Annotated in this window: 18 protein-coding genes and 1 tRNA gene; 3 read left to right on the top strand and 16 right to left on the bottom strand. The window is 46.8% G+C overall.

Annotation, left to right across the window (positions count from 1 at the left end):
• The first annotated feature begins 15 nt into the window (after positions 1 to 15).
• The gene (locus tag QJ036_RS06225) at positions 16 to 384 is read left to right on the top strand and encodes a metalloregulator ArsR/SmtB family transcription factor (RefSeq protein ID WP_283230585.1); all 369 of its coding nucleotides are present in this window, start codon (positions 16 to 18) and stop codon (positions 382 to 384) included.
• 67 nt (positions 385 to 451) lie between these two features.
• Here QJ036_RS06225 and QJ036_RS06220 read toward each other — a convergent pair whose 3' ends face one another.
• From QJ036_RS06220 to QJ036_RS06155, 14 genes are all read right to left on the bottom strand, one after another.
• Positions 452 to 1,225: an ABC transporter permease gene (locus QJ036_RS06220; RefSeq protein ID WP_283230584.1), complete on the bottom strand. Its 774-nt coding sequence runs from the start codon at positions 1,223 to 1,225 to the stop codon at positions 452 to 454.
• 11 nt (positions 1,226 to 1,236) lie between these two features.
• Positions 1,237 to 2,829: a biotin/lipoyl-binding protein gene (locus QJ036_RS06215; protein ID WP_283230583.1), complete on the bottom strand. Its 1,593-nt coding sequence runs from the start codon at positions 2,827 to 2,829 to the stop codon at positions 1,237 to 1,239.
• 15 nt (positions 2,830 to 2,844) lie between these two features.
• Complete coding sequence (locus tag QJ036_RS06210; RefSeq protein ID WP_283230582.1) at positions 2,845 to 3,975, bottom strand: efflux RND transporter periplasmic adaptor subunit; 1,131 nt, start codon at positions 3,973 to 3,975, stop codon at positions 2,845 to 2,847.
• Positions 3,972 to 6,389 carry an ABC transporter permease subunit gene (locus tag QJ036_RS06205; RefSeq protein WP_283230581.1) on the bottom strand — a complete coding sequence of 806 codons (2,418 nt, stop codon included), beginning with the start codon at positions 6,387 to 6,389 and terminating at the stop codon, positions 3,972 to 3,974. The genes QJ036_RS06210 and QJ036_RS06205 overlap by 4 nt, the downstream gene beginning before the upstream one ends.
• Before the next feature lie 11 nt (positions 6,390 to 6,400).
• The gene (locus QJ036_RS06200) at positions 6,401 to 7,264 is read right to left on the bottom strand and encodes an ABC transporter ATP-binding protein (protein ID WP_283230580.1); all 864 of its coding nucleotides are present in this window, start codon (positions 7,262 to 7,264) and stop codon (positions 6,401 to 6,403) included.
• A gap of 12 nt (positions 7,265 to 7,276) precedes the next feature.
• Positions 7,277 to 8,389 carry a hypothetical protein gene (locus QJ036_RS06195; RefSeq protein ID WP_283230579.1) on the bottom strand — a complete coding sequence of 371 codons (1,113 nt, stop codon included), beginning with the start codon at positions 8,387 to 8,389 and terminating at the stop codon, positions 7,277 to 7,279.
• A 191-nt stretch (positions 8,390 to 8,580) separates the two neighbouring features.
• Positions 8,581 to 9,648 carry a DUF5050 domain-containing protein gene (locus QJ036_RS06190; protein WP_283230578.1) on the bottom strand — a complete coding sequence of 356 codons (1,068 nt, stop codon included), beginning with the start codon at positions 9,646 to 9,648 and terminating at the stop codon, positions 8,581 to 8,583.
• Positions 9,649 to 9,663: 15 nt separating this feature from the next.
• A complete protein-coding gene (locus QJ036_RS06185; protein WP_283230577.1) occupies positions 9,664 to 11,166 on the bottom strand; it encodes a DUF3502 domain-containing protein in 1,503 nt (500 codons plus the stop codon).
• Between the two features lie 33 nt (positions 11,167 to 11,199).
• Positions 11,200 to 12,333 carry a hypothetical protein gene (locus QJ036_RS06180; RefSeq protein ID WP_283230576.1) on the bottom strand — a complete coding sequence of 378 codons (1,134 nt, stop codon included), beginning with the start codon at positions 12,331 to 12,333 and terminating at the stop codon, positions 11,200 to 11,202.
• Between the two features lie 29 nt (positions 12,334 to 12,362).
• Positions 12,363 to 13,775 carry a DUF3502 domain-containing protein gene (locus tag QJ036_RS06175; RefSeq protein ID WP_283230575.1) on the bottom strand — a complete coding sequence of 471 codons (1,413 nt, stop codon included), beginning with the start codon at positions 13,773 to 13,775 and terminating at the stop codon, positions 12,363 to 12,365.
• A gap of 224 nt (positions 13,776 to 13,999) precedes the next feature.
• Positions 14,000 to 15,364, bottom strand: a complete 1,365-nt coding sequence (locus QJ036_RS06170; protein ID WP_283230574.1) for a M56 family metallopeptidase — start codon at positions 15,362 to 15,364, stop codon at positions 14,000 to 14,002.
• On the bottom strand, positions 15,348 to 15,746 hold the full coding sequence (locus QJ036_RS06165; RefSeq protein WP_283230573.1) for a BlaI/MecI/CopY family transcriptional regulator: 399 nt from the start codon (positions 15,744 to 15,746) through the stop codon (positions 15,348 to 15,350). The genes QJ036_RS06170 and QJ036_RS06165 overlap by 17 nt, the downstream gene beginning before the upstream one ends.
• 312 nt (positions 15,747 to 16,058) lie before the next feature.
• A complete protein-coding gene (gene asd / locus QJ036_RS06160) occupies positions 16,059 to 17,144 on the bottom strand; it encodes an aspartate-semialdehyde dehydrogenase (RefSeq protein ID WP_334305446.1) in 1,086 nt (361 codons plus the stop codon).
• Between the two features lie 200 nt (positions 17,145 to 17,344).
• Positions 17,345 to 17,417 (bottom strand) — tRNA-Thr (locus tag QJ036_RS06155).
• A 243-nt stretch (positions 17,418 to 17,660) separates the two neighbouring features.
• Between QJ036_RS06155 and QJ036_RS06150 the strand changes: the two genes are divergently transcribed.
• Both QJ036_RS06150 and QJ036_RS06145 read left to right on the top strand, forming a co-directional pair.
• Positions 17,661 to 18,428, top strand: coding sequence for an ABC transporter ATP-binding protein (locus QJ036_RS06150; protein WP_283230571.1), 768 nt, complete (start codon positions 17,661 to 17,663; stop codon positions 18,426 to 18,428).
• Positions 18,421 to 19,221 carry an ABC transporter permease gene (locus QJ036_RS06145; protein WP_283230570.1) on the top strand — a complete coding sequence of 267 codons (801 nt, stop codon included), beginning with the start codon at positions 18,421 to 18,423 and terminating at the stop codon, positions 19,219 to 19,221. Before QJ036_RS06150 ends, QJ036_RS06145 begins: the two co-directional genes overlap by 8 nt.
• Before the next feature lie 41 nt (positions 19,222 to 19,262).
• On the opposite strand, the gene QJ036_RS06140 is transcribed toward QJ036_RS06145, so the two are convergent.
• Positions 19,263 to 20,138, bottom strand: a complete 876-nt coding sequence (locus QJ036_RS06140; protein WP_283230569.1) for a PD-(D/E)XK nuclease family transposase — start codon at positions 20,136 to 20,138, stop codon at positions 19,263 to 19,265.
• Between the two features lie 204 nt (positions 20,139 to 20,342).
• Entirely contained in the window at positions 20,343 to 21,179 is an 837-nt protein-coding gene (locus QJ036_RS06135) for a DegV family protein (protein WP_283230568.1), read from the bottom strand.
• Positions 21,180 to 21,215: the final 36 nt, after the last annotated feature.

The raw sequence follows: 21,215 nt of genomic DNA, 5'->3' as shown, positions 1-21,215 counted from the left end.
AAGGGAGGCTGCTGTATGGAACAGAACGAAAAATTTGAAATGCCGGTCTGCGAGTGCAGCCATGTTCACGAGGAGCTCGTTGATGCGCTGAAGCAGCAGACCCCCGACGACGAAACTCTGATCCGCCTTGCGGAGCTTTTTAAGATTTTCGGGGATCCCACCAGAATCAAAATTCTCTATGTGCTTCTGGAGCATGAGATGTGTGTCTGCGATATCGCCCAGCTTCTGGGGATGAGCCAGAGCTCCATCTCCCATCAGCTCCGTATCCTCAAACAGGCCAGCCTGGTGAAATTCCGCCGGGACGGCAAGCAGGTCTTCTACTCTCTGGCCGACGAGCATGTCATGACCATCTTAAGCCAGGGCTTCGATCATGTGACAGAATAAAGCCGGAAGTCCATCCTGCTTTTGAGCTTCGTTGTGCTCTTTTCACCGTTTTCGACTGTGTCAGGCCCTACTCCACTATTCGATACCGGATCGATTCCCCTTCCGGTATCATACTGTTCAGAAGCCTGACAGCACATCCGGCCTGCTCTTCAAGGCTCCTGTCGCCGTCCTCCTTTGAAACATGAATGAGTATCGATCTCGGTTCCTCATACTGATACACCTCCGGCCAGGTACTTTCCGTTATAAGTACCAACCCATTTCCCATGTCCGGTTCCGGGAATCCGGCTACGCCGACCACCTCATATAGGCGTCCTTCGATTTCCACAGTCTCTCCCACCGGATCCGTCCCCTGAAACAGAATCTGTGCGCTGCGGCTGTCAAGAACTGCCGCCCGCTTTCCCGCTGACACGTCGTGAGCTGTAATTCCTCTTCCTTTTTCGATCATAAGTCCTGATGCAGACAGAAATTCCTCATTCACGCCAAAAACACTTCCATCAGGAAGTCCTGCTGTCCCATGATAAACAGAAACTGTTTTGCTTCTCTGATAAAAAACAGATACTGTCTGTATCTGATCTTTCAATTCAGTAAGCAGGCACTCAGCCAGAGAAACGACAGCAGGAGAAGGTTCCGTCTGAGAGAAGTCGCATATTTCTCCGCCCAGGAAAGGAGCAATGACTGCGCAATCCTTTCCCGGATTCAGCGGAGAAGTCTTCTCTTGTTCTGTCTCTGCACTCCTGGACGCCTTTCCCTGCTCTTCTCCCAGATGATAGGAACAGACTGCAGTTCCGATAAGGACTGCCGCAAAAAGAATTCCCCAAAGTGCCCGTCCTTTTCTTTTCATCAGAACACCCCCTATTCCTCCCGGGTTTCTTCTTCCCCGATTTCCATTTCCTTTCCGTATACGATCTTCGTCTTTCGCCCCGTTTCTGCCAGGCTGTCCCGCGGATCTGCCAGATAATCCTCCGCCGAAATGCCTGACAAAATCTCTGTTTTTGCTCCGAAAATACTTCTTCCCGGAACTACCGAACGTTTTTCCAGCCTGCCGTCTGTGCCCATGGCATAAACATAAGATTGTCCGCCTTCATAAAAAAGCCACGCGTCCGGTAATACGATCCTGCCCGTCTCCGTTTCGCCTGCAGACACAGCCTGTGCAACCATGATTTCTACTACCGTTCCCTCTGCGGTATCCGGATTCTCCGTAAAGGATGCCGTAAAGCTGTAATAGCTCATGGCTGGGTTGACAGAAAGCCCCATCTTCTCTGTCATTGATGCTGAAAAAGCTTCTGCCTCCTCCGGCTCCCTGCTTATGGATTGGAGCTTCGCCGGAAGGGATGTTTTCTTTCCATTCACCACGGTCTCCACGGAAATTTCCGCTCCGGGTACCAGAGAAGATGCCAGAAATTCATTGAACTGCCCCCGGATACGGCAGCCGTTTATCCCATGCAGTTCAAAGACTGGCTGTCCCTGGGAAGCCGCAGTTACCGGATCCAAAACTCTTTGTACTGTGCCGTCCTCTTCCGCTTTCACGACACAGGCATCGATCTTCCTTTTCAGCTCCTCCGCCTGCTTTTCCTTTTTTCGGATAGCGAGCTCCAGATTTTCATATTCCAGGGTCCGCTCCTTTATGACACGGGTAAGCTCCTCTTTAGTATAACCCTGGGGCGCACTGTCCAGATCTCCCAGTGCTTCTTCCAACGCTGCATCATCAAAATTACCATCAAAATCCGGCAGTTCCACATTATCGCTGCTTCCTCCCGAAGGCTGTTCCATCTCATCACTGCTTTCCGAAGGCTGCTCTGCTTCCTCAACATTGTTTTCTGAAGGCTGCTCCGTCTCCTCAACGCCGCTCTCTGAAAATGGTTCCGTTTCTTCGCTGCTCTGCTCTGATGACTCTTCCTCCGAAGGCATGCTGCTTTCGTCCACCGGCTCATCCTGTGCCTTCAAAGAGAGAGGTACCCTGAGAAGGCCTCCTCCCAAAGAAGCATAATAAAAACCACCTCTACTTCCCAGACCATCCATAACAGGTTTTGTATTTTTAAGAGTTTCTATGTAGCTTTCCAGACGCTTCAAATATACTTTTTCGTTATCCAGGCTCATCTTAAGAACAGAAAGCTCTGTGTCAAACTCCGCACTGTCACAACGATAGAGGATCGTCCCCGCTGTCACTGCCTGTCCCTCTGTCACATAAAGCTCCGTTACAGGGCACCGGCTGTCATAATAATATGCCTTCACAGTTCCTGTCTCCACCACAGCCGAGACCGTCACAGCACCGGACCACTTTTTATCCCACAGACTTTCCACTGAATACACTGATACAGTCTCTTCCTTTGTTCCCGCAAATTTTCCTATGGCAATTCCGGAAAGGAAGCCGCAAAAAGCCACAACAGCCGCCAGGAGCAACGCCAGAAGCCTCTTTTTTACAGATTCTTTTCTGCCTTTCTCCATCTGTCGTCCCCCTCCTTATTCTCCGAAATCCGCCTTCTGTCCCACTTCATAAGATGCCATGGGCCACGCCAGATAATCCGTCATGGAAAGTCCTTCGATCACCTCATAGGCATCGTGCCTGTCGTTGTAGGCACCCAGAATGACAGAACGCTTTTCAAGAGTCCCCTGTTCTCCTGCCAGCCAGACCCATGCAGAGCCTTCCACATCCATAAGATATCCTTCCGGAAGAAGAATCACATCCTCCCCAATTTCCAATTTCTGCCCTGTAGGTTCCTGCTTTTCCACGTACACATGCTGACCGGGAAGAAGGCCGTTTGCTCCCTCCAAAACAGCATAAACCGGATAGGAGGAAGGACGGGCTGCACCGGTCTGCGTCTCACTGTTCTCCGGTTTCGTCGATTCGATCCGGCTCACCGTTCCATCATAAGAAAGCGTTTCATCCCTATTGGTCACAAAAAGCCTGTCACCAGCCCGAAATTCCTCCAGCTCCGATTCAGTTACTGAAAAACTCAGTTCAAAAGTCCCTTCCGATACAATGGACAAACTTCCCTCCGCCTCATCAATCTCCGTCACAATACCGGCGCAGGGAGAAATCACCTGACTTAAGGCAAGCTTCTCATCCAGGCGGGCGATCTCCTGCTCCTTAAGTTCCAGACTGAATTCTGTCTGATCAAGCTCTGACTGCGCATTTATAATCTGCAGATCATAGCTGTCCTTCTGACCGGCATCCGCCTGATCCCGCTCTGCCTTTAAGGTTTTTATCCGTATTCCTGCATTTTCCGCTGAAAATTCCAGTTGTTCTTTATCAAGCAAAAGCTGTTCCCGTTCCAATAAAAGCCCGGAATTGTCGTAGACTGCCAGAACTGTCCCCGTATCAACCCGGTCGCCCGGAGAAACAGAATAAGCCGCTGTTTTACGTCCCTCATCGAGCCGGACTGTCACAGCCTCCTCTTCTCTGACAACGCCCAGAAAACGGCTTCTCACGGCTGCTTTTTCCGCATAGCCGGTGATCACCGCAACAGATTGAACCGGTACCGCTGTTTCCTTCTGTTTTTTGGGTATGGAAGGCGTCCCCAGATAAACTCCCAGGCCTGCCGCCGCCACAAATAATACCGCTGCCGCAAAAATCACCCATTTCTTCTTCATGACGCACTTCCCTCCTCATAACTCTGAATATAAAACCAGATACCGATGGCAGCCACCGCACACCAGTAAACGATACGGCCCGCCGTCAGCCGGTACATGGAATAACCTGTCATCATAGGAAGCAGAGAAAAGTACGTTTCTCCACAAAGCCCCATAAGGAAAAGAAATACCGGCAGCAGCAGAAAAAGAACGGAGATCAGTATCGTATGTATCATATTTCCGGTCCTTTTGGACAGCCATAAAATCAGCCCGACGGCAGCCAGCATTCCCAGATAACGGGAAACTCCCACTAAAACCAGGTAAACCCATAGGGGCGCATGACAGGATACATCCCCAAGAAGAGACAGACTCTTTAAAGGAGCCGAAAGCCCTGCCGTCCCGTAAGCCGAAAAAATCACCAGATACCGCGGCAAAAAAGCGAGCAGGAATGCCGCAGTCCCGTATAGGATACAGACCGCGTATTTGCGAAGGCAGACGCTTCCCCGCCCGCGTATGGAGCTTTTCAGAAGAAGCTCCATCCCTGTGGTTTTCTCCACAGAAAACACCGCCGCCAGCCCGACTGCAAGAAAGAAAGCCAGCTTTCCTGCATTCATCACATCCTCCCGCTGCCCGGCTGGTCCCAGAAGATTCTCCCAGCCGGTGGTACAGAAAAGCTCCGCCTCCTCTCCTGCTCTCACCTGCGAAAGCACGTATTCATATTGGGCAACGGCCCTTGAAAAGCCCTGTCTTGCATTATAGGTTGCCTGCAGTTCCATGGTGAGTTCCATATATTCCTCGTAGGTAAGCTCACCTGCGTCGTACGCCTTCTTCCCATCAGAAACTGCCCGGTCAAGCTGCCGGAAACGGGCGTCTTCCTCTTTATATTTCCGGGCCGCCTCCGTGAGAGGCACATCCTCTGCCCAGGAAATATAATACCGGTAAAAGGCCTCCTCCGAATCCATATAAGTCTTAAATCCCCGATAGCTGTTCCACTGAAGCAGAGCAAAGACCACCAGAAGAAGCCATGCCCGCTCCATGACCAATACCTTATAGAATTCCTTTCCCAACAGATTCACCTGGATGCGAAGCTTCCCCCGCCCCCGTTTCTGTCTCTTTTTTAACCGGGCGCGGACGAAGGCTGTTACCCGGTTTTCAGCGCTTAGGGCCGACGCCTCGGTAACAAACCGACGCAGGGAAATCACACAGGAAAGAACCGCCACCATAAAAGCTGCGCCCACGCAGACAGGCACCACGTTGACCGGGTATCCAAAGACATTCATGTTCAGATAGTTTCCATAAAACCAGGTCGTGTCAGCCATACACACCAGATTGATGACCTTCAGGGGACTTAACCAGGAATGGATGCCAATGGTCAGATAAAGAACAAACTCCAGAAGAAGGACTGCCCCCATGGAAAGACAGGCACTCACCCCGTTTCTGCACACGGTACACAGACAAAAAAGAAGACTTGCGTAAACCACCGCCGTCAATACCTTTGTAATCAGAAATACGACCAGATACCGGCCCACCGTAAGGGCATAGGGCGAAGTCAGATAACCGGCCACGCTCTGGATCGGCCGGTCCATAGATCCCAAGCCCAAAAGCCATTCTGCCAGCAGAAAATCAGTCCCATAAAAAAGCATCGTCCCCGTCACAGCCAGAAAAAGCATCGTCAGAAGCTTTGCCGTTATCGTCTCCAGATATCCCTTTTTGGCCGGTTTGATGAGAAGCAGAGTTCCGCTGTCCCTCTCTCCGATAAGCATAGACAGAGCCAGAATGAAAATCAGACAGAGAAGCAAAAGATCGGTGATCCTTGATTCCGTAGCCAGAAGCACGCCCTCTGAATCCTCCGCCGGGAGCACGGTTCCCTTCAGATGCTCATAAACCGGCGGCGTTTTCTCAATATTCCGATAGGAAAAAGTTCCGGGATTTCCAAACAGAGAAGAGGAGGTCATAATCTTTGCTTCCTCTTCAAGACCGTTTAAATATTCCCCATAATGCGCCACTGCAGACACCTGGTCATACATATCGTTTAACAGCTTCTGTTCGCTGTAAAAATTTCGCAGATACAGAAGATAGCCTGCTTCGATATCCAGATCTGGGTATTGTTCCATCAGCTCTTCGTGATAATCCAAAAAGCTCTGCCGTTCATCCTTATTCCATTCCGGCGAACCGTCTGCCCACTGCCGCCAGACATCCACTGCCTCAAGAAGCTCGATCCTCTCCGCCAGATATGTTTCCGCCTCCAGAGCCGTCATTCCTTCCAGGCTGTCATACACCCGGCCCACATCGGCCTTCGTATAGCTCCAGTTGATTTTTGTCTGACTTTCCCGATAAACCATCAAACCGTTAAAAAGAAAGAGAAACAGAAGAAGAGAAGCCATCAGCTTCCCGGAAAACAGTTTTTTCATCTCAAAATAAAGGAGCTTTGCCATTTCACCGCCCCCTATTCTTTAAAATAATACAGATACACATCCTCCAGCCCCGGCCTCACAGGAGCTGGCGCCCATTTTTCCGGCTTATTCTCCGAAATCACCCGAACAAAAAGTGTAGAACCTTCTCTGGAAACATTTCCCACCAGATACTGTCCACTGATTTCTTCCAGTGCTTCCTGGGGGATCGTAACCTCCCACACCATGCCGGAAAGAGAAGCCGTAAGCTCCTCCCTGGAAGAATCCGCCAGAAGCTCCCCCTCCCGAATCAACAGGATCCTGTTTGCCACCGATTCCACATCGGTCACCACATGGGTGGCAATGAGGACGATCTTTCCCGCTGCCATTTCCGAGATCAGGTTTCGAATGGCGATCCTCTGCTTGGGATCAAGACCTGCCGTAGGCTCATCCAACACCAGAATTTTCGGCTCATCGAGTACTGCCTGGGCAATCAAAAGCCGCTGCTTCATGCCGCCGGAAAAGGAACGGATCTTATCCCCGGCCACCTCGGAAAGACCCACCTGGGAGAGGACCTCCGGGATCCGCTTCTTTGCCCGTTCCTTTTTCATATCCCGAAGTGCCGCCATATAGGAAAGAAATCCTGCTGCTGTGAAATTGGGATAAAGGGCCTGCTGCTGGGGCATATAACCAAGAACTCCCCGAAATTCCCTCCCCAGCTTCCCGATATCCTCACCGTTATAGAAAATCTGTCCGGAAGTGGCCTTCAGATTCCCGGTAAGGATGTTCATAAAGGTGCTCTTTCCGGCGCCGTTGGGGCCGAGGAAACCATAGACCCCCTCTGTAAGGGTAACACTCAGTCCCTTAAGCGCCTGCTTCTTTCCATAATTCTTTATAAGAGATCGGATCTCCAGCTCCATGGTTTCCCCCCTTTAATATTCCAATATGGTCCAGTTGTTTTTTCCGGCGAGGAAATCGTCCTTATTCATAACCGCCAGTTCAAAACCTTTCTTTTCCTGCTCCCCATTCATCTCATACTGCCCGACGATCAGGTTTTCTTTGATGGTGATCGGTCTGAAATAAGTATTACTCCCACCCTCCCGAACCACCTCACATGTTCCGTTATCCAAATATCGATATGTTTGATAATAGAGTTCACCCGCCGTATCATCAATAATTGTCAGCAGTTTTAATTCCGGACTCCAACAAATACTCGCTGCATGATCCAGACCATCCAAAACCAGCTTCTCTTCCCCGGAATCCAGATCCATCTCTATCACTTTATAAACGTCATTCTCAAATACGTGACATACCAGATAGCGATCATTGACCCGACCGCTGAATACATCGCTGTTTCCAAACGGCTCTGTAATGGTTTTTGTTTCCAGATCCATAACCCTGAGCAGTCTTTTTTTCCCGATTCGTTCCTCATAGGCCAGCAGATTTTCATACCTGCCATACAGGACATAATTTTCACCCTCGCCTTTTATTTCCGGACAAAGAAGCTCTTCCTTTCCCGTATCAAAATCATATCGGTAAATTCCACTTACCTCCTGATCTGTTATTTCTCCCGTTTTTTCATCAAAAACCGGATCTCGTGTGGCCATGACACAGGAATTTTCAAAAAACAATTCCATATACGAGCAATAATGCGGAAACTCACCGATTACCATTTCATTCTGACCATCCAGATCACAACAGCGAAACTCCGGAATCCCATCATTTTTCTCGGAAGCCATCAGATAATACCATTTATTACCGATTCGTCCCATCGCATTCGTTCCGCCCAAATACACCGACGGACATTCCTGACTGTCATGCTGGCAGTTTACTCTTCCGCATAATGGCCGATAGCTTTTCGTCTGATAATCAAAATATCCCAGCTTTCCTTTATAAGAGTTGTTTTGATGCAGGATTCCTTCTTCTGTAAAAGTATAGTTTGCCCACTGAACAGAGCCTTCTGCCCCTGTCTGCTCCACAGATTTTCCACAGCCGGAAAGAAGCAGACAAAACATAAAAACTGCTGTAAGGCGCTTTTTCCTCATACGATCTCCCCTTCCGGCTTTTTCTTATATTAAGACTACTATATCAGTCTTATTTTTGCAATATTTTCCCCAATTAAGTTCTAATTAATTTTTTATTCCGATTATATCTCTTTAATTTTTTATTAATTCTTCTTTTAATTTTGATAAATTCAGTCCTGTTGTATTTGTATCCTCCTTGATCCCAGGTATGTTTATGATTCCGGAGGAGAAAGCTGATTGAAATTTTCTTTTCCTGCCAGAAAATCTTCGGTCTTTATGCTGGCAAACCCAGGAGTTCCCCTGACGGTATAAGTTCCTATCAGAGTGTCCTTGTTTCTGGCAATCATTCCAAAGGGCTTTTCATCATTATAAGGCCTGATAAAAGTAAGCCCCTCCTGCTCCGTCCATCGATATTCCCCGTCTTCCAGGGAAAGGGTATGCAGTTCAGAATCCCAATAAGAAACTCCTATTTGATGATTGCCGATCATCTGCTCCCCTCCCGTTTCCAGATTGCGTTCCGTCACTGAAAAATCAGTTCGCATACAATACAGCAGCCGATCCTCTTTAAGCTCTGCCCAATAAACAGGTTCTGCCACATTCTCTGTTCGTCCGTCTTTCAGATTTATCTTTTTCATACAATCATTTTCATTCTTATCTATGTAATACAAACAACCTCCATAGGCACCCACGATCCGAAATAAGGGCTGCACATCAAGAATTTCATCTGTTAAAGCCGTTTCTTCTCCTGTTTCCAGATCAATGGAAATGAGCTGACTTCGCACTCCCTCAAACTGATAATTCTCATTAAACTGATCGTCACTTGTTGTCAAATACAGTTTTCCGTCTAGAAATACCAATTTTCCCCAATGTACACTATGCTGATACTCTCCTTCTTTTTTTACATTGGTTCCATCCACATCTGCAGAATACAATTGGCTTTGATTTCTGTTCCCACCGTAAAAATAATAAATTTTATTCCTGTGATATCCGATTTTGTCTGTATGTGCCGCCAAAGAGACTGCACTGCATTCTGTTGTCCTATGCCTGCAGTTGGGTTTTGAACACAATGGTACATAAGTATCCGTTTCGTAATCATAAAACATAACGATACCTGCAGAATCAAGAATGAGGATGCCATCACTTCCCACACAATAGTTTGACTCGGTCACACTCATCCCCTGTCCGAATCCTTCCCATTTATTCTCCTTTTCTGTTTTACATCCGGTTCCTGCCATCATAATAAAAACAGCCACAAATATTAACCATCTTTTTTTCAGCATTTCCCCGCCTCCGATTCACATTTCTGTTTTCTTCTGTTCCTCCTGAAACTGAAGAAGCTGCCGGTTCATCTCATCGACAATTTCGGAAAGCCCCGCCTGCTCAAAGTCTTCTTCCATCCTTCTCCAGTCGTCTTCAAAACTCTCTCCTTCTCCCAAAAGTACTCCTCTGTATTTTTCATAAGTCCGCAGAACCTGTCCCATTTCATCCTCCACATTTGTTATGTCAAAATAAAACCCGCTCTGCCGCGCAGGAGGGATATCTTCCAGGACCTGCTGCAATTCTGTTCTTTTTTCGCTTGAATCCACACCTGTTGGAATAGTAATCAGGTTATTTCCAAAATACATTTGAAATGCGCTCCCTATTCCGCGACGCAGATCAGGAACAGCCTTTCCATCCACAATATGATAATTGTTTCCTTCTTTTCCGTATGCCAATGCGTTTGAAAGTTCCTCATCCGCATATATATGAGCAAGCAGCTCAATCGCTTCCTTCTTGTTCGTACTGTTTTTTGCCAATGCAGTTCTATAACCCCAGGGGTAAAAAGGATTGTTTCCCTCCGGACACTCCACTGCCTTTAACCGGATTTCCTCCTTTAATCCATACCCGTTTCTCATCTGTTCCACAGCAGCCTCTGTACTGTAGCTGTAAATCATCTCCGCAAAGAAATTACCCTCCTGCTTCTGTTTGAGCGTTCCCTCCGAATTCTGTACGATTCTATCCTTTTCAAGCTCATGGAGACGCCTGGAGTTTTCTTTAAACTGTTCTATTTCCAGATTACTTTTGGCAGCAAGCTGTTCCCCTCTGGTGTCAATGGACACCATGACACAAGGCGTGTCTTCATAACCGACCTGGCGAAAGGGATTCCATCCTGTCACCGGAACGAATAACGTGTTCTGTTCCTTTTGTTCTCCCTCTGCCACCGTTTTTAACAATTCTTCCATAGCGCTGACTGTTACCGTTTCATTCTGAATGATTCCGTATTTATCCAGGTATTTCTCATTCAATACAAAATACCGTTTAAAATTCCCCCAGGAATTGAGTAATCCATAAATCGTTCCGTCCACCTCAAGGGTCTTCCAGATTTTTTCCGGATACACCATTCGCAGCGTTTCTCCTGCCTCTCCCTGAGTAAAATATGGTTCCAGAGGCTCCAGTAAACCTTCCCTTGCAAATATGCTGTAAAAATCATAATACCCCTGAGTTCCGGGCAGCCCTATGATATCGTATTTCCCCACAGCAACCGCATCTTCATAATGCTTCAGATATTTTCTATAATCAAACTCTTCCCCCTGATACCACTCATCCTTCACACTGACGCTTACAAATTCCACCTGGCACGGAATCCCCTTTTTCTTTAAAAGCTCATTGAAATCTTCCTGCCAGCCCTCCGGGAAAAATACATCATATACGACCCATTTCAACTGTACTTCCTTTTGTTTTTTGCCACACCCGTTCATAAAGCTGAGTGCAATTACCATGACCAGAAACAGAAATCCATATCGGCATCCTTTTCTCATTTGGTTTTCACCACCTTCTCTGTGGATCTGTACTTAATAGCTTAATACCGTCCAGTTATTTTTCCCTGAAAGGAAATCAGCCTTGTCCATATATGCCAGTAAATCGCCCTCATATTGCCCGCCTTTCACCTGCCCAATGAGAATCTCTTCTGCCATGGCAGTAGGCATAAAATATTCTTGAGTTCCGCCTTCCCGGATCAGTATCGATTCCTCCTCTGTATACTGCCAGGTTTTAAATTGAAATTTCTTCTCACTTCCTGATGTCGTCTTGTTGACAACTGTATAAATTTTCAACTCGGGCATCCAACAGGCGAAAACACTCTCCCCTTCTGCAATATCTACGATTCCAGTAACCTTTTTAGAATCCAGGTCAATCTCAGAGAGTTTAAAGATGTTTCCCTCCCTCATCCGAAAAACAGCATGATTCCCCTCTACAGTATCCACACTGACGAAATCAGCACGTAACAGTTCTTCCTCCTTATTTGTTTTCAGATCCATTTTTTTCAGTACAGCACCTCTCGTTTCCTCCTGTTCCACATAAATGAGCTGATCCCCATATAACCCATAAACTTCATAGGCTCCTCCGGATGCACCGTATGTTTTCTCCGGACAAAGGAGCTCTGCCTCCCCTGTATCAAAATGATAGCGATATATCCCGCTGGTCATGCCAACCCACTCCATGTCTTTATCGTAAACAGGATCCCAACTGGAAAAAATACAACTGTTCTCATAAAAAGGGCAGACCGATGAACCGCCGCTGAAGGTATGGGAAAATTCTCCGATTTCCCGATCATTTTTCCCATCCAGATCACAGGAACGAAAGGCACATGTGGAATTATCCCCCTGTGCAAGATAGTACCATCTACTGCCGAGGCGTCCCGCCATCGTCGCTTTCTGCTTCATGGCAACAGACGTACACTCCCCGGAATCATGAAGACATTCCGGTTTGCTGCACAGTGGAAAATATTTTTTCGTTTCATAGTCAAAATATCCTTCAAACTCTGTATTCGGATCATGATACAAAAGCCCGTCCTCTGTATAGCATACATTCACCCGCCAATAGGAAAAATCTGTTTCCTCCACACTATTTTTTTCTCCCCGGCAGGCCGTCAGATTCAGGCATAAGATTATAAGGATCCCTAAATATTTCCATATTGCTCTTTTCATATTCTCAACCCTCACCGTTTATGTAATTATCATTGTCCATGTAACTGCCTGTTAATTTCTTCCAGAATATCATCCATTCCAAGCGACTTTACCTCTGCACGTAATTTTTCCAAATCATTTTCCCAATCCGTGCTTTTCCCCCGCAGCGCAGCCGCATATTTTTCCATCAGTACCGTATTAATTGCAGCAATCTGCTTCTTTCGTTCATCGCTGTAGTTGGTTATTTCAGAAGAATACCCCAGAATCGCATTTTCCATTGCTCTTCTCATATCTTCTGATTTTGACAACGGTTCTTCCTCTGTCGGCAGCGTTAAAAATGGATTCCCGAAGCTTATCTTCCTGATAAATAAATAATTCTTTTCCTCCTCCGGAATCACTGCTCTTCCGTCTATTATTTCGTAATCCAGTCCTTCCGTTCCAAAAACAATCCCATTGGAAAGAGCTTCATCGCTATGGATCGCTGCCAGAATATCCTTTGCCTCTTCCTTATGCCTGCTGTCTGCCGCAATTCCATTTACACCGTTTCCCCGCTCATAATGCCTGCAAAACTCTTCAAGTTTTACCGCTTTCAACGGAATATCATCGGATATTTTATAACGGTTCCTGCAGAAGCTTTCTGCTGCCGCTTCACTATATGCCTCGATACCGGTTACTAAAAAATTTCCTTCTGTTATCTGAGAAAAATCCGGATCATGATGAATAAGCCCCTGTTCTGTCCAGTCTCTCAATCGCCTCATATGGGACAGATAAGATTCGTTTTCCAAAATATTCTCTGCATGAAGTTTCTCCCCCATCGTATTTATACAAATCAATTCACATCTGCTCTTCTCATAATCTCCATATAAAAAATATGGCCAGGCCGTTGAAGGTATAAATTTACTATTATTCTCTTCAGCTTCCCCTTCAGCCGCTTTTGTTAATCCTTCCTCCAGATCTGAAAATGCGTCTGCAGTCAGATTGATCTCATATTTTTCTGCATAGGCCTCATTGAAAACAGCATAGTATTCCATGGACACAGAAGGAACTCCCACTCCATATATATGCCTTTTATAAATAAGAGACTCCCATACAAGCTCCGGATAGGCCGCCCTCAACCGTTTTCCATTCTCAACCTCAGCAAGCCAGCCCTCAATCGGCCATAAAACCCCTGCATCCACAGCCATTTCGTATACATCATAGCAGTTTCCATAACGTCCTCTGCAGCTTACGAGATCATAGTTTCCCTTTTTAAGCTCCGACAGATATGTATTTATATATTTCTCATAATCCCCATCAAATTCGCCCGGAATATTGACAAATTCTATTTGATAAGGCAGATTATTGTTTTCAAGTATACGATTTACACTGTCTTCGAACGGCTTCATATTTCCGTACCAATCAAACAGAGCCCATCTGAGCTTCACCGTGTCCCGCAATTGCCCGGCAATCTCCTTGCTTTCCAATGAATCACATCCCGACAAGGAAAAACACAGGATCAAATATCCTATTAATAATCGTTTTAATTTTTTCATTCAGTTTTTCCCCGCAATATTTACAATTAAACAGTTTATGTTTTACACGAATTGGTACTCATGCATTGCGAACTTCATATTATCACTGTTATTTTCTTCTATTTTTATGGTTATTTTGTGCCAAAATTTAGGGGATTGGCCCCTAAACTCTGTCCTTACCTCACAATATAACTTCCTTCCACTTCCACCGCTCCATCGTTTTTATTCTCCACGAATACCCGGTAGCTACCTGTCTGATCAAGCACAAACTTATGGGTAATATAATCATTCCCATTCACATATCGTCTCATCCCATTCGGTTCAATAATACCCACACTGACTGTCTTATTCGTCGGGGTTATGTATATAGTGACAGAAATATTTCCTCCGGAGCTTGCATTGAAGGTACTTGTTTTCTTCATAACATGTCCTCCGACACTCCAATTAAAACTACTGACTGCCCTGGACATCTGATCTACCTCTTCTTCTATTTCAACAATCCCATTCTCCGCTCCGGAATCCTCATACTCCATAAGCTCCGTAATCAGATTTTCTTCCTGTTCATCCTTCACAGTCTGTACATAAAGCCATTCATAAGCCTCTGCCATTCCCTCTGCGGACGCATATACCATACAGGATCCCGAAAGTAACATTGCCACACATATAAATGCTGCAATTCCCGTTCCACGTTTTCTGTTTTTCTTATTCTTTTCCATACGTTTTATTCTTTCCAGCACCTCATGACCCTCCTCCACCAGTCGGGCAGTAAAAAATGATTCCCACTTTCCACGGTTACAAGACATTTTCACAATCACTTTGTAATATGTTTTTTCTTCTCCGATTTTTGCGCGTGTTTTATCGTCACAGGCATATTCACTGAATCTTTGCAGAAGTAAATACAGCCACCAGACAAAGGGATTGAAAAACTGAGTAATCAAAACCAACATCAGCACGTATTTCATCCAGATATCCTTTTGCCGATAGTGACTTAACTCATGGACAAACATGACCCGAAGCTCTTTTTCCGTGTAATCCTTTACCGGAAGCACCACCATGGGATGAAAGAGCCCTGTAAATTCAGAAACCGTAGCCCGATAACTCTGAAACAGCTTAACTTTACCCTCTGCGATTCCAAGCTCCTGGCAGATTCCATCAAAACATGCCTGTGTTCTCCTGTCACATGAAATTTTATCATGATAGCACCGATGCATTTCCCGGATCTCACGGGCATATCTGGCACTCATAAGAACTACTCCCAATAACCACAAAAGGAAAAATACACGACTTACAAACAGAATCCGGGGTGTAGGCAGAAATATGGTTCCGTTCCCTAGTCGATTTTGTTCATCCAGATACTTCATGACAAGATAAACAGCCGGAATCAGAAAGAACAATAATACAGCCTGAAGAATTCGATATTGAACATCCAGATATCCCATTTTTTCCAGGACTCTTCCGATCAAGTGCCAGACGGCCAACATACAGCTTCCTGTAAACGTCGTTAAAAGTACAGCACACATCAGATTAATCGTCCAGTGCATCTATAATCCTCCTTATTTCCTCCAGATCCTCTTTTGAAAACTTTGAGGCACTGCTTAAAGCTGCCACCAGCTTTGCCGGCCGGCCCTGATCCCAAAACTCCATTTCCTCCCGGAGTAGCTTCTGTCTGTACTCTTCCTCACTTTTTAATACATGAGCATAAGACAGCTTCCCTTTACGATAAGTTTCAATATATCCCTTTTCGGAAAGATCGATGAGAAAAGTACGCACTGTCTGTGCAGCGTAATCCTTACCGAATCTCACACGAAGAACCTCCGTCAGATCTCCTACGCAAATGTCCTCTTTTGCATCCCAGATTGCCTTCATAATAAGAGTCTCACATTCACTGAGGTTTGAATTGTTCTGTTTTTTTAAGCGTCCCATACGATCACCTCGAGCAGTACTATCTTATATTTATACTACTATATTTTTAATCGCTTTGCAATATATTTTTCAAACAATATGCTATTTATTATCATTATCTTCTTTGAATTCATTTTATTATCTGCGCTTTATCTATTTAACAATAGGATTGTTTCTTTATTGTTAGTATAACTTTCTGATCTTTCCATCAGACATCAACAATATCACTCTGATCTCTCCGGCCTCGATAAACAGACATATTGGTATTCAAAAAGCTCCTGTATCCCACCTTCATGGAACACAGGAGCTTTCCTGCATAGCTTTTCGTCTTCTTTATTTCTTTGTAATATATCCCTTGGCTGTCAGAAGCTCTGCGCAGAGCACAGCGCCGCCTGCCGCACCTCTTAAGGTGTTGTGGGCAAGACCAACAAACTTGTAATCAAAGACGGTATCCTCGCGGAGACGTCCCAGAGTTACGCCCATGCCGTTCTCATAATCACGGTCCAGCTTGGCCTGAGGACGGTTATCCTCCTCAAAGTATTTGAGGAACTGCTTCGGAGCGCTGGGAAGCTCCAGTCTCTGAGGCTCACCGGAGAAGTTTGCCCAACGCTCCAGGATTTCTTCCTTGGTGGGCTTCTTCTCGAAGTTTACAAATACAGCTGCCGTATGTCCGTTGGAAACGGGAACGCGGATACACTGGGAGGTGATAAGGGGACCTTCTGCCTTCTTGATCACGCCGTCCTCAATTTTACCCCAGATCTTAAGAGGCTCCTGCTCGGATTTTTCCTCCTCGCCGCCGATGTAGGGGATGATATTGTCAACCATCTCCGGCCAATCCTTGAAGGTCTTTCCTGCACCGGAAATTGCCTGATAAGTCGTAACTACTGCAGTCTTCACGCCAAACTCACGAAGCGCATGGAAAGCAGGGGTATAGCTCTGGATGGAGCAGTTGGGCTTTACCGCAACGAAGCCTCTCTTTGTTCCAAGACGCTTTTTCTGGAACTCGATGACCTCTGCATGCTCCGGATTCAGCTCCGGGATGATCATGGGAACGTCGGGCGTCCAGCGATGTGCGCTGTTGTTGGATACCACGGGAACCTCTGCCTTCGCATAAGCCTCCTCAATGGCACGGATCTCATCCTTCGTCATATCCACGGCGCTGAATACGAAATCCACGTCAGCGACTACGTCTTCAATATTGTGAAGGTCCTTCACAACCAGCTTCTTAACATTTTCCGGCATGGGATTGTCCAGCTTCCAACGGTCACCCACTGCCTCCTCATAGGTCTTTCCGGCACTTCTGGGGCTTGCAGCCACCGTCACCACCTCATACCAGGGATGATCTGCCAGCAGGGATACAAACCGCTGTCCTACCATGCCTGTCGCACCTAATACGCCAACCTTCAGCTTTTCCTTCATTTCCATTTTCATAATCTCCTCGTTGTTTTTATTGAATGTCTTTGCTATACGTACACTTGTCTTTCCTTTGCGTATTCTACACCATCTTTGTTCAAATTGCAAGTGTTTTTTTGAAAATTGCAAACAAAGCACTAATAAAGGAAAACCTGTCTCCGCTTCCGCGAAAACAGGTTCCTATAAAACGGCGCCTCTGCCGTAAAAGCTCCCGGCCGGACTCGAACCGGCGACCTATTGATTACGAATCAATTGCTCTACCAACTGAGCCACGGAAGCAGATACACAGCTCAAAAGCTTTGTCAACGTTACTAATATACTATAGGAAAAGCTTCCTGTCAACCAGTTCTTTCACTCCTTTTCCTCCCTTTCCATATGATAAAGTATACCCTGGCACAGGCAGCGCGGCCCGTCCGCGGTGACTGTGTTTTGGATTTTCCTGCGTATGCCAGAGGCCTGCAATTCCTATCCTGCGGGCGGACGCATTTCACGCGGTAAAGTATGTATCGACGGAGGAATCCTATGGAACCAATCCTTGAATTTATACACGTTTCCTTTTCCTACCATTCTATGGACGGAGAGACGGCAGCCCTGTCCGACATTTCCCTGTCAGTCATGCCGGGGGAATTCATTGCCGTTGTAGGGCCGTCCGGCTGCGGGAAAACGACGCTTCTGTCCCTGATCAGCGGGCTGCTCCTGCCGGAAACAGGGGAGATCCGTCTTTTTGGAAAAGCTCAGGGCACCTCCGGGGCCAATATCGGCTATATGCTCCAGCGGGACCATCTTTTTGAATGGCGAACAGTCTACGACAATGTGCTTCTCGGCCTGGAAATCCGACATAAGCTGAGTCATGACACAAAAGCATCCGTCTGCTCCATGCTGGACACCTATGGCCTCACAGCCTTCCGGGATGCCTCCCCCTCAGCCCTGTCCGGCGGCATGCGCCAGAGGGCAGCCCTGATCCGCACACTTGCTCTGGAACCGGATATCCTGCTTCTTGACGAGCCCTTCTCCGCTTTGGACTATCAGACCCGTCTGGAAGTGGGCGACGACATCGGCGGAATCATCCGCCGGGAAGGACGGACTGCCATTTTAGTGACCCACGATCTGGCTGAAGCCATTACCCTGGCTGACCGTATCGTTATTCTGTCCCATCGGCCCGCCCGTATCCGAAAGATCCTGCCGCTTCACTTTGACGACAATCACAATACCCCCTTAAAGCGCCGAAGTGCTCCCTGCTTCAGCGGTTACTTTGAAGAAATCTGGAAGGAGTTAAAGTCGGATGGATAAGCCTCTTTCCACGGCCCAGGCCAATTACCTGCGGGCCCGTTCCCGCCACCGCTATGTAGTGCTTGCAGGACAGCTTCTTTTATTTATACTCTTTGTCGGTTCCTGGGAGTTCTTTGCCCGACTGGGTCTTCTCAATGATTTCATCTTCAGCAGCCCCTCCCGAATGGCAAAGACTTTTTTTGAAATGGCAAAGGACGGCAGCCTGTTTCTTCACATCGGTATCACGCTTACGGAGACCTTCGGAAGCTTTCTTCTTGTCATGGTCATCGGTCTTTTCACTGCCATGGTTCTCTGGGGCTTTCCCTCTTTGGCAGAGCTTCTGGAGCCTTATCTGGTCATGTTAAACAGTCTTCCCAAATCGGCCCTTGCTCCCGTTCTCATCGTGTGGCTGGGAAATAACGTAAAGACCATCGTTGCCGCCGCTGTTTCCGTAGCTGTATTTGGTTCTGTTATGACCCTTCACACCGGCTTCAAGCAGGTGGACCCGGATAAAATCAAGCTGATCTATACTCTGGGAGGAAATCGTCGGGACGTACTGTTCAAGGTCCTCGTCCCCAGTGCCATCCCCCTCATCATCAACAACATGAAGGTAAATATCGGTCTCTGTCTGGTTGGCGTCATCATCGGTGAATTCTTGGCTGCCAACAAAGGACTGGGGTATCTGATCATCTACGGAAGCCAGGTCTTCAAAATGGACATTGTCATGATGAGCATTGTGATCCTCTGTATCCTCTCCATGATCTTTTACCGGATCATTTCGCTTCTGGAAAAGAAATTTGCCGGAAAACGGTAACAAATACCGAGGGTGTCCTCCCGGGACACCCTCCTGCTATATCATGGTTTCTCCTCATTTAAACGCTTTGTAAGCTCTTCAATCTGCTGACGCAATGCAAGAATCTCATTCTCCTGTTTCGCGATTACTGCTCCTTTTTCATCAAGGAGCTTCTCTTTTTCGTCAAGACGTTTTTCCTGCTCGTCAAGACGTTTTCCCTGCTCGTCAAGACGCCTTTCCCGTTCACCAAGAAGTTTTTCCTGTTGGTCAAAAAGCCGCTTCTGCTCATCAAGCTGCTCCTGCATTTCGTCAATCATGTACTGTGCTGTATTTTTATCCATAATCGCCAGTTCTTCTGAAAACAATCCCATAACACGCTCCGTATTCCGGCACATCTCGTAGATTTCCCTGTAAAACGCCTGAAACTCCGGTCTGGATTCCGTCAGCTCTGTGATCCATTCCGGGTCATCCACGCACAGAAAAATCAACCATGCCTCAAGTTCATTTATGGTTTCCTTGGCTTTATTTTGAAGGTTTTTCCGGAAGATGTCAAGGGCAACAAACAGATAATCCTGCAAAAGTTCCAGCTGGACTCCCGTATCGGATCTTGGACTGACCCTATGGATCCAGGTGTGCTGGATTTCAATATTGACAATACTTCCGTCTGCAAGCTGTACTACGATGTCCATGACCAGAAGCGCACCCTCCGCAGCGATTCCGCCTGATTCATTGGGAAGTACATGGAGAATTCTAACTTCATTTTCAAGAAGAAGGGAAAGCAATCGTTCCAGCCGCTCCGGTTTCTCATCCGGATTGAAAATTTCTTTAAAAAAGCAGTCATAAAGAACCTTTACCCCTCGGATTCCCGTACAAAAATTTAAAAACTCCTCCCTGTCCCGAAGCATCGGAAAATGATCTCTCAACCTGTTGTTGGTCATAGGCATAGTCCTCCTGTCAGATTGTATAAAATTAAAATGAATTCATATGGGGATTCGGCAACCGAACGGTTTAGAAGTTTTCCCAGATATGTGTTTTAATAATAACAAAATAAGCCATTGCCGTCAATAATTCTGATCCAAAAAAAGCTGCCGCATCAATGGATCCTGAGATCCGCGATACGACAGCTCATATGCTCTGTTCCTTTATAATGCTATGATAATCCCGCCATCGCCGGCATAGGTTGTGCTGACGCCCGCGGTATTTACCATATATACATCCTTCACTCTGATGAGGCTTAAGATCTGTTCCTTCACCTTCTGGGCCCGCTCCGGGCAGTTGGTATGGGCAATAGCAAGAGTCTTATTTCCCGCCTCCTTTGCCTCTGCAGCGATCCACTTTGCCATCTTTGCAAGTGCCTTGTCGATGCCTCTCGCCTGATCCTTCTTAATGATCACGCCCTTGTCAGCACCCATGACCGGCTTGATATTGAGCGCCGTGGCGAACAATGCCTGAAGGCCCGTAAGTCTGCCGTTCTTCTTCAGATAATCCAGCGTTTCCAGAACAAAATAGGTATTCATGTGATCCCGGAAATCAGACACCTCTTTCACGATCTCCTCAAAGCCTTTTCCCGCTTCTGCAAGCTCCCGGATTTTAAAAGCGATTTTTGCCTCACCCACAGAAGCCGAATCGGAGCTGAATACGGCGATCTGTTTATCTCCTTTCTCTTCCAGATAAAGACTGCGGCCCAGCACCGCGCTGTTGTAGGTACCGCTCAGATGCTGGGAAAGTGTCACCACAAATACCGCCTCCGCATCACAGTCATAAGCCTTTTTAAAGGCCTCCGGGGAAGGACATGCCGTTTTGGGACAGCTGGGTGTGGTCCGTACCAGTTCCAGATATTCTGCCTGGTTAAAATTTTCGTCGTCAGTGATAAAGCGGTTTCCCACCTGCAAAGTCAGGGGAATAATCTGAAAATGGCTGTCTGCCTTCCATTCCTCTGTCAGATCGCAGCAGCTGTCAACTATTATTTTGTAATTCACGTCTTTCCTCCTGTACTTCCCAACTACTTTTATTTG

It is taken from the genome of Fusibacillus kribbianus (assembly GCF_030053595.1).
Classification (GTDB): domain Bacteria; phylum Bacillota; class Clostridia; order Lachnospirales; family Lachnospiraceae; genus Lientehia; species Lientehia kribbiana.
Note: the sequence above shows the minus strand (reverse complement) of the source record. Positions and strands in the feature narration are given on the sequence as shown.